Origin of the sequence: Actinomadura sp. SCN-SB (assembly GCF_043906805.1) — a bacterium.
Taxonomy (GTDB): Bacteria; Actinomycetota; Actinomycetes; order Streptosporangiales; family Streptosporangiaceae; genus Spirillospora.
Window position 1 is genome coordinate 34301 of record NZ_JBIMPP010000018.1, and the last position, 17455, is coordinate 51755.

Below are 17455 nucleotides of genomic sequence, written 5' to 3' on the forward strand. Positions count from 1 at the left end.
CATGGCCTGGATCCTGATCATCGCCGCCGGCCTGTTCGAGGTCGTCATGGCGTACTCGCTCAAACTCAGCGACGGGTTCACCGCGCCCCTGCCGTCCGTGGGCTTCGCGGTCTCCGCCGTCGCCAGCTTCGGGCTGCTCGCGCTCGCGCTCAAACGCCTCGACATCGGCACCGCCTACGCCGTCTGGACGGGCATCGGCGCCGTGGGCACCGCGACGCTCGGCATGGTCGTCCTGGGCGAGAGCACGTCCGCGTTGAAGATCGCCTCAATCGTGCTCATCCTGTGCGGCGTCGTCGGGCTCCACCTGGCGGGCGGCCACTGAACGATGGCATGGGTCAGCGCTGAGGCCGGTCCCGGGCACCGCCGCGATGCTCAGCGACGGCCAGGACGCCAGGTCGGCGAGCATCTGCCGGTCGTGCGTCGCGACGACGACGGCGGCCGGCGTGCCGCGCAGCGCGGCGGTGAGCTCGTCGACGAGCGGCGACGACAGGTGGTTCGTCGGCTCGTCCAGGATCAGCAGGTCGGGCCGTTCGGCCAGGCAGAGGGCGAGATGCAGGCGGCGCCGCTGCCCCTGGGACATTCTCTGGACGGGCAGGGCGGCGGTGGCGGCGTCCAGCGCACGCAGGGCGAGGCGCGGAAGGCGGACCGACTCGGCGACCAGCGTGCCCACGGTCTCCCCGGCATGGACGCCCAGCGACTGGTGGACCGGGCCCGCCGTTCCGGCACGCTCCACCCGGCCCTTGTCGGGGACCAGATCGCCGGACAGGACGCGCAGCAGCGTCGTCTTGCCCCCGCCGTTCTCGCCCACGACGGCCATCCGCGATCGGTGGGAGACCGTCACGTCGACCTCGGACAGGACCGGACACCCGCCGAGGACCACGCCGATGCCACGGGCGCGGATGTGCGCGCTCGTTCCGGCCGGAAGGCGTCCGGCCGTGCTCAGTTCAGAAAGAAGTCGTCGTATCGACCGGCCCGACTCGGGCAGGCCGTTCGAGGGAAATGCCCCCACAGTGCGCTCCACAGCTCGCTCCGGAGCCGGGCAGCACGAAAAAGCCGCCCGGCATGACCACCGGGACGGCGGGCACACGAGAAACGGAGGCTCGGCGCCGCGCCGTCAGGAGCGGCGGCGGAGCCTCAGGGAGGCAACACCTCGATACATATGCCCCATGCTACCCACGATCCGCAGAGCCCACTGTTCGGGAGCGCGCGGCGGCGGGGACCGTGCGGTGATCCGGCGCAAGGCGGGACGCGGGGGCGTCGCAGCGGGAAACCGCTCAACGCATCCGCATCACCACAAATATGACCGCTTCACCGGCATTGGGCCGCCCCGGATGGCGGGGAGCGCGCGGACCCGCCCGAATGGACAACGCGAGGTACGGCGGAATCGGCGCTGACCTGGACCATTGGAGCCGCGGACGGGGAGCGCGCGGACTGTTCGGCGGACTAGGTTTTTTCCGCAGAGCCGAATGCCGGGCGGTACCGACCCGCACCAGAAGGTGGCATGGCCCTTTCGCCCCCTGGACATCCGCCACCCAATTCCGGCATCATGGCATTCGATCAGCTATTATCATTCCCGAACTAAGGTCGGCGAACGACGGGAAGGACGCGCGTTCATGGCACAGCAGGTTCAAGTTCTCCTGGTCGACGATCTGGACGGCGGTGTGGCCGAGGAGACCGTGACGTTCGGGATCGACGGCCGGAACTACGAGATCGACCTGAGCGCGAAGAACGCGGAGGAGCTGCGCAAGGCGCTGGCCGTCTATCAGCAGAAGGCGCGTAAGGCGCGTCCCGCGGGCCGGAAAACCGCGACTCGCGCGGCCGGCACCCGCGAGCGCAGCGCCGACATCCGCGCCTGGGCCAAGTCGATGGGAATCCCGGTCAACGACCGCGGCCGCATCCCGGCCAACGTGCTCGAGAAATACGAGGCCGCGCATTAACCCGGCGTCTTGGTGACGCCAGGGAACACCCGTGCCGGAACGGCTCATCACCCTCACCGCGTGTGCAATCAGCCTGTGCCGCGGGGGCGGCGTCACTTTCGCACATCCCCGACGATCACCGAACCGCTCCCGAAGGTAGTGGCGCCCGGCGGTTCTCCCCGGCCGGGCACCGCCGGAACGCACATCCGGATAGATCAACAGGCATAATCGCCACCGCAATACGGCGATTTGCCGTCGTCCCCCGCCCAGGCGTTCGCATCACACCCCGCTCAGGGACGAACTCGCCTAAAACCCAGCACGCCCTCAAACGCCACCACCCACACGAACCCTCTGGGTCACCACGGGCGCCCGCGTCCGCAAGCGAAGTCAGGGCAGCGGGAATCAGCCTGGTTCCGTGGTGAACCGGGCCGCCAGGTCGCGGTGGGTTCGAACGGCCTGTCTGGCCTGATCGGGTTCGATGGCGGATCCGGGCATGGTCCCGAGGCGCTCGACCCATTCGGTGAGGCGCACATGCTCGTCGCACGCGTACTCGCGGCATGGCAGGCAGGTCACCCGGTCCGGGCGTGAGGACGTCATGGCGTACGGCACCCGCAGCGCGCACCCGGTGTCGACCACGCTCGGCAGGTCGCCGGCCGGGCGGCCGAGGCTTTCCTGGCGGTGCCTTCTCCGCGATGGTCTCGCAGGGCCTCGTGTCCCGGGGTGGCCGTTCGTGACCTCGCGCGAACCTGGGGGCTCCGTGCCTAGCGCAGGTTTGGACATGTCCAAAAGATTCCATTGACCTTCCGCGCCGCTCGGTTTGCCGGAGCCTCCATAGCGTGGCGGGCAGACACCCATTCCCGCACAACCCCGTGGAGACCGGTCATGCCCGAAGTGACATCCCATGCGCCCGGGTGGCCTTCCTGGGTCGACCTGCACTCCCCCGACACCCAGCGGTCCAAGGAGTTCTATACGGGCCTGTTCGGATGGGACACGTACACGATGACCGTCCCCGACTTCGGGGACCGCGAGATGTTCACCCTCGGCGGCATCCAGGGACCAGAGGTCGCCGGGATGCATCCGCTCGCCGACGACACCCAGCCGCCGTCGTGGATGTGCTATTTCCGCAGCGATGACATCCAGGCGACGATGGAGACCGTCAAGGGGGCCGGAGGCCGGGAGCTGGCACCGCCCACCGACCTCGCCAACCTGGGGCACATGGCGCTGTGCAGCGACCCGGAGGGCGCCGACTTCGCGCTGTGGACCTCGTACAACCTGGCCGGCGCCGGCGTGGTGGACGAGCCGTCGGCGATGTGCTGGGTGGAGCTGGCCTGCCGCGACACCGAGCAGGCCCGCCGGTTCTACAACGAGGTCTTCGGCTGGAAGAGCATCGACGTCGAGCACTCCGGCAGCGACTACACCAAGTTCCTGCTCGGCGAGGACAGGCCGCTGGCCGGCATGGTGCGGATGAACGAACGGTGGCCGCGGGACGTTCCACCCCACTGGATCCCGTACTTCCAGGTCGCCGACTGCGACGACGCCGCCGGCCGCGCCGCCGACCTGGGCGCGCGGATCCTGTACGGCCCGGCCGACATCCCCGCCGGCCGGTACGCGGTCATGACCGATCCGATCGGCGCGCGGCTGGCCGTCATGACCCCGGACCCCGCCGAGATCCCCCCGCGCGCCTGAGCGATCCCGGGCCTCAGCGCCCCTGGGTCGGACGGCCCGCGATCAGGTCGGCGAGCGCGGAGCCGACGCGCTGCACGGGCTGCCGCAGCCGGCGGTCGCGGGCGGCGGCGCGCGCCAGCTTGTGCTCGTCGTAGCGGCGGCGGGCCCAGGGCGAGCCGGGACGGGCCAGCCGGACCGCGCCCACGAGGGCGACCAGGCCGATGAACACGCCGATGACACCCGTCCACAGCTTGCCCTTGGCCAGTGCGAACAGCGTGGCGACCAGGTTGAACAGCAGGGTCACCACGCTCCCCCACGTGGCCAGCGTCTCGCCCCGCTCGTCCCCGATGCCCAGCGGCCGCAGTCCCAGCAGCGCCAGGCCGCACAGGGCGATGGCGATGAAGACCACCTCGACCGACAGCCGTCCCTGCTCGGACCAGTAGACGTCCTGCAGGTGGAGGACGAGCGCGAACTCGTCCAGGACCAGGGCGGTCCCGGCCCCGAACACGCCCGCCAGCGCCGCGGCCATGGCGGAGGTGTCGTCGCGGGGCAGCAGCCCTCCGACGCCGCCCACGCACATCAGCCCCAGCCCGAACACCACATGGTGGATGTGGTGGCCGCCCGGCGCGATGTCGCCGGGCCACCACCGCACGCCGCGCCGGATCATCCGCACGCTGAACCGGATGAACACGAACGCCGCGATGAAGGCGATCAGGAAGACCAGCAGCCGCAGCCGCCCGGTATCGACGATCTCCCGCGTGAACCAGGCCCCCATGACCCGCCCTCAGAGGTGCTCACAGCGGACGGTCACGCCGAGCCGTGGCGGTCGGCGGCAACGGTCTCCAGCAGGCGGAGCCAGACCTCGCTCACGGTGGGGAAGCTGGGCACGGCGTGCCACAGCGCGGCGATCGGGATCTTCCCGACGACCGCCATCGTGGCCGAATGGGTCAGCTCGGCGGCGCCGCCACCGGCGAAGGTCGCGCCCACCACCAGGCCGGCCGACCTGTCCAGCACAAGCTTGGCGCGCCCTTTGTAGTGCTCCCGCATGACGAAGGTGCCGGCCAGGTTCGCCATGTCGAACTCGGCCGTCTCCACGTCCAGGCCCTGCTTACGGGCCTCGGCCTCGGTCAGGCCGACCGCGCCGATCTCGGGATCGGTGAAGATCACCTGCGGGACGGCGCCGCGGTCGGCGAGGTCCTCGTGCGGTGTGAACGGCTTGTCCTCCAGCGGGCTCCCCATCGCCCGCGCGGCGATCACGCTCCCGGCGATCCGCCCCTGGTACTTGCCCATGTGGGTGAGGGCCGAGCGCCCGTTGACGTCGCCGATGGCGTAAAGCCAGCGGCCCTCGACGCCGGTCGCGGTCAGGTGGTCGTCGACCTCGACCGGGCCGCCACCCTTCAGGCCGACCGTCTCCAGGCCGATGTCCTCGGTGCGGGGCGCGCGGCCGGTCGCGACGACGATCTCGTCCGCGACCACCGCGCTCCCGTCCGAGAGGTCCGCCGTCACCTCGCCGCCGTGGACATGGCCCTCGACGGGCTCGGCGACCTCGGGCCGCCGCACGAAGGCCGCCGAGGTCTCCAGGCGCACGTCGACGCCCCGCTCGCGCAACCCGTCCGCGATCAGCTCGCCCGCGAACGGCTCGACCCTGCTCAGCAGCCGGGAGCCGCGATGGACGAGCGTGACCCGGGAGACGCCCAGGCCGCTCAGCCAGGTGGCCGCCTCGCACGCGACCACGCCCCCACCGATCACCACGACGCGTTGCGGCACCTCGTGCAGGTTGGTGACGTCGCGGGACGTCCACGGCCGCGCCTCCCGCAGACCCGGGACGGGCGGGATCCGGGGGTGGCTCCCCGTTCCGAGGACGACGGCGTGCCGCGCCGTCAGCCTCCGCTCGCCGCCGTCCGGCCCCGTCACCACCACGGCCCGTTCACCGTCGAGGCGTCCCCTGCCGCGCACCACGCCGACGCCGATGCCCTCGGCCCACCCGACCTGCCGGGAGTCGTCCAGATGGTCCACGACCCGGTCGCGGTGCTCCAGGATCGCCCCGACGTCCAGCCCGCGGTCGCCGACGAGCTCGCGCACGCCCGGCAGGTCGCGCGCGTTGGAGAGCAGCTCCACCGGGCGCAGCAACGTCTTGCTCGGCATGCACGCCCAATACGAGCATTCGCCGCCGAGCAGCTCGTCCTCCACGATGACGGCGTCCAGCCCGGAGAACTGCGTGGCGTACTGGGCGGCGTTCTCGCCGGCCGGGCCGCCGCCCAGGACGATCACGTCCCACTCGGACCTGTCGAGGTCGACCGAAGCGTTCATCAGTCCATCCTTGCCCAGTGATGCGGCACTGTCACCGGCGACTCTCCAGCGCTTGCGAAGGAGACCCGCCCACTGGGCACGATCGTGGCCGGGGAGCGATCCGGCTCCCCGGCCACGGCCACTCCTGCTACCGCTACCGGACGTTCGCGCGTACCTTCACCTTCGCCGTGGTGGTGTAGGCGGAACCGGCTCCGGTCGCGGTCAGCGTCGCCTCGCCGCCCGGCGTGGCCGCCGGGATCGTCGCGGTGAACGAGACCTTGCCGTCGCGGGCGGCGACCGCCCGTCCGAGCGACGCCGTTCCCAGGCGGAACTCGACGCTCTCACCGGCCCGGTAGCCCTTGGCGCTGAGCGTGACGGTCTTCCCGGGGGCCACGGTGCCGCCGACCTTCAGCTTGCCTGGGTGCAGCGACGCCTTGTACTCGGCGCACACGTCCCCGGGGACGCCGACCTCGGGGGCCGGGGCGCCTCCGGTGACGCCGTCGTCCTCGCGGACGGTCAGCGTGCTGAACCCGCGATCGCCCATGACCGCGCCCGACGTGTTGGTCACCGAGGTCTTGAACGAGGTGGACGGCGTGGCGCTGGGCAGCGCGTCCCCGAGCGTCGGGACGGGCACCGGCACGCAGACCTGCCCGGGGGCGAAGGTCACCTTCCGCATCGTGACCCCGGCCTTGCCGGTGGCGGAGCCGAACACGCTCACGTACGCGGTGACCGGGTGGCCGACCTTCTCGGACAGCACCGCCGCCACCGTGGCGGTCCCCGCCCCGGACCCCTCGTCGACGTTGGCGCGCACCAGGTCGACGGTGGCCTGCCGGGCGGGCATCCGTCCCCCGACGCCCCGGTTCTCGGCCGAGAGGTCGGAGAGGTAGACGCCGCCGGAGCCCGTGGCCGCCGTGAACCGCACCTCGCGGATGTCGGTGACCTTGAGCCCGGACAGCGAGGACACCGGGATCGTCACCTGCTGCAGGATCACCTTGCGCAGCCAGGGGTGGGTGGTGCCGGGCAGCCTGGTGACGGCGGCGGGGTTGAGCGTGGAGACCGGCGCGGACCAGGTGCGTCCCTTGCCGTCGACGACGCTGACGGTGAGGTCGGTCGCGTTCGCGACGGACTCGTCGGCGGCCATCTTCACCGACAACCGCTCGTAGCGGGCGATGTTGCGCTTGGACGGCGGGACGGTGACGCGCACCTGCCCGCCGGGCGACGTCCACCTCATGCGCAGCATCGGGGACGAGGGGATGTTGAACGCCCACAGCGCCGGTGACCAGTGCGGCAGTGCCGCCTGGTCAAGGGTCGTGGCGCAGAACGGCAGGTCCTGCGGGACGGTGACGCCTCCCCGGCCGCCCATGCTGGCGCACACCTCGGCGGTGACGCCGCCGGACGCCCGGACGGCGGGATCGGGGGCCTCGAAGGTGGCCAGGTCGGCACGCGACTCGCTCGGCTGGTTCGCGGCCACGGTGATGTCGGCGAACCCGGCGACCGAGGGCGCGATCGCGCGGGACCCGTCCAGCAGCGGCTGGAAGCGCCGCTCGCCGCCCAGCACCAGCCGGAAGAACCCGGCCATGTAGGCGGTGCCGACCTCGACCTGCTGGGGCGCGGTGAGCCTGGTGGTGCCGGCCGCCGCGGGGTTGCAGGTGGGGTCGTCGCTGTTGGCCGACGACCAGTCGTCGCCGGTGCTCGCGGGCCAGCCGCCCGGGGTCCAGATCGTGTTGAAGTAGTTGTGGTTGGCGCCCATCACCAGCACCGCCGAGCGCAGCACGCTGTCGCGGAAGTTGTGCCGCGAGTCGTCGATGATGTGCTGGCCCATCAGGTTCTCCACGTCGCCGTCGCAGTACGGCAGGATCGTCGCCGTCACCGTGTTGGGCAGGGAGATCCGGTCGTAGTCGACGGGCGCGAGCGGCAGCACCGCCCTGATGCCGAACTGCTTGGAGACGGGCAGCGCGTCGTTGAGCGTGGCGGCGGCCACGACGCCCTCGCCACCGCGGGAGTGGCCCATGATCCCGACATTGCCGAGGTCGAACCGTCCGACCAGGTCGCGCGGGGTGATGGGGCCGTCGAGCGCCTCGCCCAGGGTGACGTCCCGTCCGGTGAAGGCGTCGTGGTGGACGACAGGGTCGCCCGCGTTGGCCTTCTTCAGCATCGACAGGGTGTCCAGCACCAGCTGCCCTCGCGCCTGGGCGCCGTAGTCGGCGGCGAGCTGGTTGTCGTTGGCGTTGACGGCGTTGGCCGAGATCGAGACGACGGCGTACCCGTTGCTGGCCAGGGCCCGCGCGGGCGCGTCATAGCCGAGGTAGCTGGGGATGGTGAACCGCTCCGCCGTGCTGTCGGGGGACGTGCGGCAGGGCCACCGCGCCGGGTTGGACGGGCCGGGTCCGTAGCAGGACGCGTGCCGGCCGTGCAGGAAGATGACGACGGGCCTCTTGCCCCCGCCGTCCGGCAGGTAGATCTTGCCGGTGAGCTCGCCGCGGATCCCGCCGATGTTGAGCAGCGGGATCGCCTGGTCGCCGAAGGTGTAGACGGCCTCGGACACCCGGTACGGGCCGGTGGCGGAGGGATCGGACCCGAGCGTCCCGGGCTTGTCCTTGGGCTTGGCCTGGCGCTGTGAGGGCGCCGGGGACGCGGGCGCGGCGTCGGCCGCCGTCTCGAAGGCGTCGGTGGTGATCGAACGGGCGCCGGCCACGGTGGGGTCCGTGGTGACGAGCGACAGCGACGTGCCGTCCGCGGACTCCGTCGCCGGGCCCAGGAGCCTGCCGTCGGCCGACAGGGTGGGCGCGGACGCGGTGATGGGGAGCGGCTTGCCGAGGTCGAGCGTGACCCGGAAGCCGCCGGCCACGCGGGTGACCGACCATCGGGGCCCGGAGGCGACCTCCGGGCCGGGGGCAGCGGACGCGGTACCGGTCATGACGACGGGCACGCAGGCGATGGCGAAGACCGCGGCGAGGAGCCGCGCGGGTCTTCTGCGGCGTGTGAAGAGGGGCAACGGACCGCCTTACGTTCCGGGAGGTTGAGCGCATCGCAACGTATGCCGGACCTGTTAAGAACATCCGTCACTCCTGTTACTTGCGTGTTCCGCCCTAGCTCATCCGCAACTAGTTGGAGATGAATAGTTGACTCTGACTAGTCCCGCATGGATAGTTGGTGGTGACGAAGGATGAGAGAGGAGACCGCGATGGCCGGGCGCAAGGTCGGCAACCTGCTGGGGCTGGCCGTGCTGTCGTATCTGAGCCGGCGGCCCATGCACCCGTACGAGCTGTCGCGGACCATGCGCGACAACGACGACGCGCGCAGCATCAAGTTCAGCCACGGATCGCTCTACATGGTGTTCCGCCAGCTCGAGAAGGCCGGCTTCATCACCGAGCAGGAGACGCTCCGCGAGGGGCAGCGTCCCGAGCGCACCGTCTACGCGCTCACCGCCGAGGGCCGCGCCGAGCTGCGGGACTGGATGCGGGAGCTGGTGGCCGAGCCGGCGCACGAGTACCCGCGGTTCGTCGCGGCGCTCTCGCTGATCGCCGCGCTCCCGCCGGGCGAGGTGATCGAGCTGCTGACCGAACGGCGGCGGCGCCTCGCCGAGCGGCGGGCCGCGATCCGGCGGCTGATCGACGACGCGACGGCGGCGGGCACCCACCCGCTGTTCCTGGTCGAGGAGGAGTACCGGCTGGCGCTCCTGGACGCCGACGAGTCCTTCGTCGCCGGGTTCGTCGAACGGATCGCCAACGACTGGGGCCCGTTGTGGGAGGCCCACCATCGCTCCCAGGGCGCCCCTCAAGGAGAGGAAGGAGCATCATGAGCCGCACCGCCTTGGTCATCGGCGGCGGGATCGCCGGACCGGCGACCGCCATGGCCCTGCGGAAGGCCGGCATCGAGGCCGTCGTCCACGAGGCGCGCGCCGAGGGCGACGGCGACGCCGGCGTGTTCCTCACGCTCGGCTCCAACGGGATCGAGGCGCTCAAGGCGATCGACGCCGACCGGCGGGCGACCGCCACCGGCTTCGCCACCCCCGAGCTGACCCTCCGCGGCAGCAAGGGGAAGACGCTCGGCGTGTCGAAGATCAGCTCGGCGACCGCCGCCCCGTCCATGACCATCAGGCGCGCCGACCTCTACCGCGCCCTGCACGAGGAGGCGGTGCGCCGGGGCGTCCAGGTCGTCCACGGCAAGCGGCTGGTGTCGGCCGAGGACACCGGGGACGCCGTCACCGCGACCTTCGCCGACGTCACCACCGCGACCGGCGACCTGCTCATCGGCTGCGACGGCGTCCACTCCACGGTGCGCCGGGCGGTCGACCCGGGCGCGCCGGCACCGTCCTACGCCGGGCTGATCAGCCTCGGCGGCTACGCCCGCGGCGTGGACACCGGGGCCGAGCCCGGCTCCTACACGATGATCTTCGGAAGGCGCGCGTTCTTCGGGTACGCCGTCGCGCCCGACGGCGAGGTCTGGTGGTTCGCGAACGTCCCGCGTCCCGCCGAGCCCGCCCGCGGCGAGGTCGAGCGGATCCCCGCGGACGAGTGGCGCCGCACGCTGGCCGGCGCGTTCGCCGACGACGCGGGGCCGGCCGTGCGGATCCTGGAGGCCACCGCGACCGCCGACATCATGCCGGCGAGCCCCGTCCACCTGCTCAAGCGGCTGCCCGCCTGGCACCGCGGCCGGATGATCGTCGTCGGGGACGCCGCCCACGCCCCCTCGCCCAGCTCGGGCCAGGGCGCCTCACTCGCCATCGAGGACGCCGTCGTCCTGGCCCGCTGCCTGCGCGACGCGCCGTCCCACGCCGAGGCGTTCGCGGACTTCGTCCGCCGGCGCCGGCCGCGGGTGGAGAAGATCGTCAAGCAGGCCGCGCGGATCAACAACAGCAAGGCCGCGGGCCCGGTCGGACGGCTCTTCCTGGACGCCTTCATGCCGCTGTTCCTCAGGGCGGCCGCGCGGAGCTCGTTCACCGAGGAGGTCTACGGCCACCGCACGACCTGGGAGGTCGCGGCCTAGCGCCCCGGAGTGGACCCCGGATTGGAGCACTTCGCCTTTTTCATGCGGCGCGTCCTGCATATCCCCTCAGCTTGGGGTAACGCCACAACTAAGGAAGCACCCAACGCACCGAAAGGAGCAAGGGGATGCCCAAGACCACGACTCGGGGTCGGGTCAAGAAATCGGAGCTGCCCGACACCATCAAGCGTTCGGACACCAAGGCGCAGCGGACCTTCGCCAAGGCGCACGATTCCGCCGCCAAGGAGTACGGGTACGGGCAGCGAGCCCACCGCGTGGCCTATGCCGCTCTGAGGAACACCTATGAGAAGGTCGGGGACCATTGGGAGCCCAAGGCGAAGCGAGCCAGGGGCCCATCCGACCGGCAGGCGCGCGGCGGCCGGAAGACCTCACGCCCCACGGCGGGCGGAGTGGACGCCAACGCCTCCAAGAACCACCTGTACAACGTGGCGCAAAGACTGGACATCCCCGGAAGGTCCAGCATGAACAAGCAGGAGCTCGTCCAGGCCATCAAGAAGGCCAATCGACGCAAGTCCGCCAAGGCCAGGGCATGAGATTCGCAGCGCGGTGAACCAAATCGCGTGTCACGTCGTTGACCTTGCATGAGCGACGGGTCGACGGCGCAGGCGACGCCCCAGCGGGGAACCACCTCGTTGGGGCTTTTGCCGTTTGGGCCAGTAGGGTCGCTGACCGGACGTAAGGAGGCGAAGATGCGTAGGCAAGGGTAGGCCAGTAGGGTGTCGGCCAGGTGCGCCGGGAAGTCTGGTCGGCATGGACGACGCCGGGCCTCTCGTAGGGACTCCCATGCTGGCCCGTTGTGCTTCATCCGCTGTGAACACAACCCGTCCTGCTGGTACGGCGGTCCCAGCTCCCGCCCGCGCGCGTGAGGTGACGTCGGTTCGGCCCCTACCCTCGAACAGCCACGAAAGATGCAGGAGGGATGCATGCGGATACTTGTTCTCGGCGGTGACGGATACCTCGGCTGGCCGACGGCTCTGCACCTGTCGCAGGCCGGCCACGATGTCGCCGTGGCCGACAACTTCGTACGGCGGCAGTACGACTTCGAGCTGGGGGTGGAGAGCCTCGTCCCCATCGAGTCGCTCCAGACCCGCGTGAGCGCGTGGCGCGAGCACACCGGCAAGGACATCGCCGTGTACGTCGGCGACCTGTGCGACCACGACCACACGCTCGGCATGCTGCGGGACTTCCGTCCCGAGGCCGTGGTGCACTTCGCCGAGCAGCGCGCGGCGCCGTACTCGATGATCGACCGCAAGCACGCGGTCTACACCCAGGTCAACAATGTCGTGGGGACGCTGAACCTGCTGTACGCGATCGCCGAGGTGGATCGTGACATCCACCTGGTCAAGCTCGGCACGATGGGCGAGTACGGCACCCCCAACATCGACATCGAGGAGGGCTGGCTGGAGATCGAGCACAACGGCCGCACCGACCGTGTGCTCTACCCGAAGCGGCCCGGCTCCTTCTACCACCTGTCGAAGGTGCACGACAGCCACAACATCGAGTTCACCTGCCGGATCTGGGGGCTGCGCGCCACCGACCTCAACCAGGGCGTGGTGTACGGGCAGCAGACCCCGGAGACCGCGCTGGACGACCGGCTGGCCACCCGGTTCGACTACGACGCCGTCTTCGGCACGGTGCTCAACCGGTTCGTCATCCAGGCCGTGCTGGGACACCCGCTGACGGTGTACGGCGGCGGCGGCCAGCGCCGGGGCATCATCGACATCCGCGACACCGTCCAGTGCGTCCAGCTCGCCTGCGAGAACCCGGCCGACCGCGGCGAGTTCCGGGTGTTCAACCAGATGACCGAGTCGATGTCGGTCAAGGAGATCGCCGAGACGGTCGCCCGCTGTTACCCCGGTGACGTCACCATCGAGAACCTGGAGAACCCCCGGGTCGAGCTGGAGGGCCACTACTACAACGTGACCCACACCCGCCTGCTGGACCTCGGCCTCTCCCCGCACCTTCTCTCCGACACCCTGATCACCTCGCTGTTCGACGTGGCCAAGCGGCACGCGCACCGGGTGAAGGCCCCCGCGCTCCAGCCCAAGGTCAACTGGCGCGACCACGCGAGCCCCGTGCAGGAGACCTGACCGGATGGCCGACCGAGACGACCGGGCAGAGCAGGCAGGGGCCTTCGCCCGCGCCACCGGCCGCACCGCCGAGGGCGCGGCCGAGGAGGGCGCCGCGGACAAACCCCGCTACCGGCGCTACCAGTACGACCTGATCGCCCCTCATTGCGGGCGCAGCGTGCTGGAGGTCGGCGCGGGGCTCGGCGAGTTCGCGGCGCAGTTCACCGGCCTGGACCGGCTCGTGGTCACCGACGTGGACCCGGACGCGGTGACCGTCGCCAAGTCCCGGTTCGCCGAGGACGGGACGGCGGCGCGGGAGATCGAGGTGCGCCAGTTCGACCTGGCCGCCGGCCACCGGCTGGACCGGCCGGTGGAGTCGGTCGTGGCGATCAACGTGCTGGAGCACTTCGACGACGACGCCGGGATCCTGGAGCTGCTCGCCGGGTCGGTCGTCCCGGGCGGGAGCATCGTGCTGTGGGTGCCCGGCTATCAGAGTCTCTACAGCGACTTCGACCGGCGGGTGGGGCACTTCCGCCGGTACACCCCCCGGACACTGCGGGACGCGATCGCGCGCTCCGGGCTGGCCTGTGAGCTGGCCCGCCCGGTGAACCTGCTCGGGGGCCTGGCCTGGTGGGCGGCGATGCGCCTCGGACGGGCGCGGAAGCCGGCCTCGGGCGCCGTGGGCCTGTACGACCGGGTGATCGTCCCGGTCACCCGGGTGCTCGACCGCGCGCTGCCCGTCCCGTTCGGCCAGTCCGTGCTGGCGGTCGCCCGCGTCCCCGCGGGCGCGCAGGGAGGCACAGAAGGGCCGGGGGCGCGATGACCGCCACCGCGTCGGAACAGACGACCGCCCCCCGGCCCGCGGACGCGGGCGGGGGGCGACCGCTGCGGCTGATCTTCACCCGGTACACGATCGGGTCGATCATCGCGGGCGTGGCCACCGAGGCCACGCTGCTGCTCACCTACGGCCTGGCGCTGCTGGGCCCGGAGGCCGCGTCCATCGCCGCGTGGATCGTGGGGGCGGTCGTGAACTACACGCTCAGCCGCCGCTGGGCCTGGGGACGGCGGGGCCGCCAGAGGCTGCCCCGCGAGCTGCTGTCCTTCTGGGCGATCTCAGTGGCCACCATGGCGCTGTCGGCGTGGGCGACCGGCCTGGCCCACCGGGTGGGCCCCCGGCTGTTCGAGCCGCTGGAGCACGGGATGCTGCGGGTCGCGTTCGTCGGGGCGGTGTTCCTGGCCGTCTACGGGATGCTGTTCGTGGTGAAGTTCGTGGTCTTCCACTACTTCGTCTTCGCGGGCTCGGGCGACGGCACCGAGCCCGGCGACCCCCGGCGGGACGTGGCGCGCCTCTTGGCCCGGCGCTCCCGCCACCAGGTGCCCACGACCACCCGCGAGAACCGGTAGCCGTAGACCAGGTTGCCGCCCTTCTTGGTGGTGCCGGCGGCGCGGCGGCGCATCGTCGCCGGCACCTCCCGCACCCGGTAGCCCCTGGAGATCACGCCGATCAGCAGTTCGGACGCCTGGTACTGCGGCTGCTCCAGCGTGACCGCGGCGGTCACCTCGGCGCGCATGGCGCGCATCCCGAACGTGGTGTCGGTGATGCGCTGCCCCGTCAGCCGGCTCACCAGCCAGGCGAACACGTGGACGCCGAGGCGGCGGACCCGGTCGTAGGTCTCCTGCCGGCCCAGCCGGCGGGAGCCGGTGACGAAGTCGGCCTCGCCGCGCAGCACCGGCTCCAGCACGACCGGGATCTGCGCCGAGTCGTACTGCCCGTCGGCGTCGGTGGTCACGATGTACTCGGCGCCGCCCTCGCGGGCGATGCGGTAGCCCAGCCGCAGCGCGGCGCCCTGGCCGCGGTTCACCGGGACGTCGCATACCAGCGCGCCGTACTTGCGGGCCATCGCGGCGGTGCCGTCGGTCGAGCCGTCCACCACCACGATCACGGCGGCCTCATGGCCCGAGATCGTCTCCGGGATGGAGTCGACGACGGCGCCGATGCCGCGTTCCTCGTTGTAGGCGGCGATGACGATCGCCACCGGGGGCAGCCGGGTCCCGTACTCGGCGGTGAAGGCGGCCAGCGCCGCCTCGTCGACGTCGCCGGGCGCCTCCGCCTGGGGATCGATCGCCTCGCTCATCCGACCTCCACGGGTGCGAAGTCAGGCCAGACCGTCTTCATGCCGGACACCAGGTCGTGGCTCGGCTCGTAGCCCAGGGAACGGGCCCTGCTGATGTCCAGCACCACCGCGGGCATCTCGCCCGCCTTCGCCGGGACGTGCTCGGCGGGGATCGGCGCGCCGGTGACCTCCCGGGCGGCCTCGATCAGGTCGTTGACGCTGGTGGACAGCCCCGAGCCGATGACGAGCGGGCCGATGTGCCCGGTGCGCCAGGCCAGCAGCACGCCCTGCACCACGTCGTCCACGTGGACGTAGTCGCGCAGCTGCTCGCCGTCCCCGTAGATCTGGACGCCCGTGCCGGACGCGGCGGCCCGCATCAGGCGCGGCACGAAGCTGTCCTTGTGCTTCATCCCCGGGCCGTAGACGTTGGCGAAGCGCAGCGCGCAGGTCCGCATGCCGTAGACGCCGGAGTACGCGCTCAGCAGCATCTCCACGGCCGCCTTCGTCGCGCCGTACGGGGTGAGCGGGCGCAGCGGCAGGTCCTCGGTGATCGGGGTGCTGCCGACGTCGCCGGTCACCGCGTTGGTCGAGGCGAACACCACGCGGGGGACGCCGGACTCGCGGGCCAGTTCCAGCAGGCCGGCCGTGGCGTCCACGTTCAGCCGGTAGACGCCGGCCGGGTCCTCGACCGAGCGCAGCACCGAGGTGACGGCGGCCAGGTGCACGATCCCGTCCAGGTCCCCGGTGACGGCGGCGCGGCGCACGTCCGGGTCGCACAGGTCGCCCACCACCGAGCGCACGGCGGGATCGGGATGCGGGTCCTTGTCCACGACCACCACCTCGGACCCGGCGGTCAGCAGGGCGTCCACCAGGCGGCTTCCGATGAAGCCCGACCCCCCGGTGACCAGCACCCGCGCGCCGTCGAGGCCGGTGCCCTCCCCGCCGTCACGCTGCTCCGGCGAAGGGGCAATGGACACATTTGTCATCGGCGTTCACCCGCTGCACTCGTGGACCCTTACGACCGCCGACCCTAACGGACCGTCTCGCGTGCCAAGGACGCGAATCGACGATCGACGCCCGCGTTGGCATGATGACCCGCGGACGGGAGGACGACCTGTGATCCATGTTCTGGTGATGGGCTTGCCCCTGGTAGCGGGCCTTATTCTCGCCCTGCTCGCGCATCGCGGGAAGTGGGCGCCGCCGCTGGTGGTCGCGCTGGGAACGGGCGCGGCGCTGCGGGTGGTGGTCATGGTCGTCGCCGTCCAGGACCCCTGGCAGCCCTGGGACATGGCCGAGGACTTCAAGTCCACCGCCGACACCGTTCTCGACGGCCGCGATCCCCTGGTCTACCTGCGAGAAGGCGGCTGGCACTTCCTGCCGTTGCTGGCCTATCTCCTCGCCGGGATGCGGGAGCTTGGGAATTTCCTGGGAGTTCCCTGGACGGTGATGGGACGGGTGGTCCCCGTCCTGGCCGACCTGGCCCTGATCCCCCTCGTCGCGAAGCTCACCGAGGGCCGGGAAGGGGACCCGGGGCGTGGCGCCAGGCACGCCTTCCAGTACGCGTGCGCGCCTCCCGTTCTGATGGTGTCCGCGCTGCACGGCCAGTTCCCGCCGATCACGCTGGCGCTGGGGGTCGCCGCCCTGCTGGCCGCCCGCAACGGCCGCGTCCACCTGACGGGCCTGCTCATCGGGCTGTCGGTGACCACGGCGAACTGGGCGGCGCTGCTGCTGCCCGGCGTGCTGATGACCACGCGGGGGTGGCGCGGCCGGCTGGGCGTGCTCGGCTGGACGGCGCTCGTCCCGCTCGCGTTCCTGGTCAGCAGCGTGCCGTTGCTCGGCACCCCGGTGCGCGAGCTGCCCGAGTCCGTGGCCAAGTCGCTGTCGGCGCGTGCGGTGATCGGCGACTGGGGCTGGACGGCGCTGGTGACCGGAGGCAGCCAGGCGGTGGAGCCCGGGTTCGGGCGCATCGGCATGCCGGTGCTGGCGCTGGGGTTGCTGGCCGCCGCGTGGTGGTGGCGCAAGGCGGGCCCGATCAGGCTGACCCTCGCGTTGCTGCTGGTCTTCCTCATCGTGACCTACCGGTTCGGCACCCAGTACCTGCTCTGGCCGATCCCCTACCTGCTGATGCTGTCGCGGCGCGGCACCTTGCCCGTCATCACCGTCGCCGGAGTGTGGGCGGCGTTCGGCTACGTCTACATGTCGCGGCTGGACGTCTTCGGCTGGCGCGACGCGCATGTGTGGTGGGCGTTCTCCTCGTTCGTCGTGATCGCGCTGTTCGTCTACGTGCTGCCCGAGCGGCGCGCACCCGAGCCGGACGAACCCCCGGCGGAACCGCCGCGCTCACCCAGCCACGCGACGGCCGCGTCCACCTAGCCGTCGCGCGGTGCCTCGCGCG

The 17455-nt window shown here is 71.5% G+C and carries 16 protein-coding genes and 1 pseudogene; 10 read left to right on the forward strand and 7 right to left on the reverse strand.

What is annotated here, in order from left to right; translation table 11 throughout:
* The first annotated feature begins 1 nt into the window (after nt 1).
* The gene (locus tag ACGWYJ_RS14470; protein WP_395106447.1) at nt 2-322 is read left to right on the forward strand and encodes a DMT family transporter; all 321 of its coding nucleotides are present in this window, start codon (nt 2-4) and stop codon (nt 320-322) included.
* Here ACGWYJ_RS14470 and ACGWYJ_RS14475 read toward each other — a convergent pair.
* The gene (locus ACGWYJ_RS14475; protein ID WP_395106448.1) at nt 266-1009 is read right to left on the reverse strand and encodes an ATP-binding cassette domain-containing protein; all 744 of its coding nucleotides are present in this window, start codon (nt 1007-1009) and stop codon (nt 266-268) included. The genes ACGWYJ_RS14470 and ACGWYJ_RS14475 overlap by 57 nt on opposite strands.
* Before the next feature lie 604 nt (nt 1010-1613).
* On the opposite strand from ACGWYJ_RS14475, the gene ACGWYJ_RS14480 reads away from it, so the two are divergent.
* Nucleotides 1614-1937 carry an Lsr2 family protein gene (locus tag ACGWYJ_RS14480; protein WP_285697091.1) on the forward strand — a complete coding sequence of 108 codons (324 nt, stop codon included), beginning with the start codon at nt 1614-1616 and terminating at the stop codon, nt 1935-1937.
* Nucleotides 1938-2318: 381 nt separating this feature from the next.
* On the opposite strand, the gene ACGWYJ_RS14485 is transcribed toward ACGWYJ_RS14480, so the two are convergent.
* Complete coding sequence (locus ACGWYJ_RS14485) at nt 2319-2552, reverse strand: hypothetical protein (RefSeq protein WP_395106449.1); 234 nt, start codon at nt 2550-2552, stop codon at nt 2319-2321.
* A gap of 246 nt (nt 2553-2798) precedes the next feature.
* On the opposite strand from ACGWYJ_RS14485, the gene ACGWYJ_RS14490 reads away from it, so the two are divergent.
* Nucleotides 2799-3602 (forward strand): VOC family protein, encoded by an 804-nt coding sequence (locus ACGWYJ_RS14490; RefSeq protein WP_395106450.1) that lies wholly within the window; start codon nt 2799-2801, stop codon nt 3600-3602.
* 13 nt (nt 3603-3615) lie between these two features.
* Here the strand turns inward: ACGWYJ_RS14490 and ACGWYJ_RS14495 are convergent, their stop codons facing one another.
* The 3 genes from ACGWYJ_RS14495 to ACGWYJ_RS14505 all read right to left on the reverse strand — a co-directional run bounded on the left by ACGWYJ_RS14495 (nt 3616) and on the right by ACGWYJ_RS14505 (nt 8865).
* The gene (locus ACGWYJ_RS14495) at nt 3616-4356 is read right to left on the reverse strand and encodes a hypothetical protein (protein ID WP_395106451.1); all 741 of its coding nucleotides are present in this window, start codon (nt 4354-4356) and stop codon (nt 3616-3618) included.
* 32 nt (nt 4357-4388) lie between these two features.
* Entirely contained in the window at nt 4389-5891 is a 1503-nt protein-coding gene (locus tag ACGWYJ_RS14500) for a dihydrolipoyl dehydrogenase family protein (protein ID WP_395106452.1), read from the reverse strand.
* A 133-nt stretch (nt 5892-6024) separates the two neighbouring features.
* The gene (locus ACGWYJ_RS14505; protein WP_395106453.1) at nt 6025-8865 is read right to left on the reverse strand and encodes a hypothetical protein; all 2841 of its coding nucleotides are present in this window, start codon (nt 8863-8865) and stop codon (nt 6025-6027) included.
* 171 nt (nt 8866-9036) lie between these two features.
* Here ACGWYJ_RS14505 and ACGWYJ_RS14510 point away from each other — a divergent pair, with 171 nt between their 5' ends.
* The 6 genes from ACGWYJ_RS14510 to ACGWYJ_RS14535 all read left to right on the forward strand — a co-directional run bounded on the left by ACGWYJ_RS14510 (nt 9037) and on the right by ACGWYJ_RS14535 (nt 14350).
* Nucleotides 9037-9672, forward strand: a complete 636-nt coding sequence (locus ACGWYJ_RS14510) for a PadR family transcriptional regulator (RefSeq protein ID WP_395106454.1) — start codon at nt 9037-9039, stop codon at nt 9670-9672.
* Complete coding sequence (locus ACGWYJ_RS14515) at nt 9669-10859, forward strand: FAD-dependent monooxygenase (RefSeq protein WP_395106455.1); 1191 nt, start codon at nt 9669-9671, stop codon at nt 10857-10859. The genes ACGWYJ_RS14510 and ACGWYJ_RS14515 overlap by 4 nt, the downstream gene beginning before the upstream one ends.
* A 125-nt stretch (nt 10860-10984) precedes the next feature.
* Nucleotides 10985-11410, forward strand: a complete 426-nt coding sequence (locus tag ACGWYJ_RS14520) for a ChaB family protein (protein ID WP_395106456.1) — start codon at nt 10985-10987, stop codon at nt 11408-11410.
* Nucleotides 11411-11800: 390 nt separating this feature from the next.
* Complete coding sequence (locus tag ACGWYJ_RS14525) at nt 11801-12967, forward strand: NAD-dependent epimerase/dehydratase family protein (protein WP_395106457.1); 1167 nt, start codon at nt 11801-11803, stop codon at nt 12965-12967.
* Nucleotides 12968-12971: 4 nt separating this feature from the next.
* On the forward strand, nt 12972-13769 hold the full coding sequence (locus ACGWYJ_RS14530) for a class I SAM-dependent methyltransferase (RefSeq protein WP_395106458.1): 798 nt from the start codon (nt 12972-12974) through the stop codon (nt 13767-13769).
* Entirely contained in the window at nt 13766-14350 is a 585-nt protein-coding gene (locus ACGWYJ_RS14535; RefSeq protein ID WP_395106459.1) for a GtrA family protein, read from the forward strand. Before ACGWYJ_RS14530 ends, ACGWYJ_RS14535 begins: the two co-directional genes overlap by 4 nt.
* Before the next feature lie 161 nt (nt 14351-14511).
* Here ACGWYJ_RS14535 and ACGWYJ_RS14540 read toward each other — a convergent pair.
* Nucleotides 14512-15081, reverse strand: a pseudogene (locus ACGWYJ_RS14540) (glycosyltransferase family 2 protein); the annotation flags it as partial.
* The gene (locus ACGWYJ_RS14545; RefSeq protein ID WP_395106460.1) at nt 15078-16037 is read right to left on the reverse strand and encodes an NAD-dependent epimerase/dehydratase family protein; all 960 of its coding nucleotides are present in this window, start codon (nt 16035-16037) and stop codon (nt 15078-15080) included. The pseudogene ACGWYJ_RS14540 and the gene ACGWYJ_RS14545, both read right to left, overlap by 4 nt.
* Nucleotides 16038-16194: 157 nt before the next feature.
* Between ACGWYJ_RS14545 and ACGWYJ_RS14550 the strand changes: the two genes are divergently transcribed.
* Nucleotides 16195-17433, forward strand: coding sequence for a hypothetical protein (locus ACGWYJ_RS14550; RefSeq protein ID WP_395106461.1), 1239 nt, complete (start codon nt 16195-16197; stop codon nt 17431-17433).
* Nucleotides 17434-17455 lie beyond the last annotated feature (22 nt).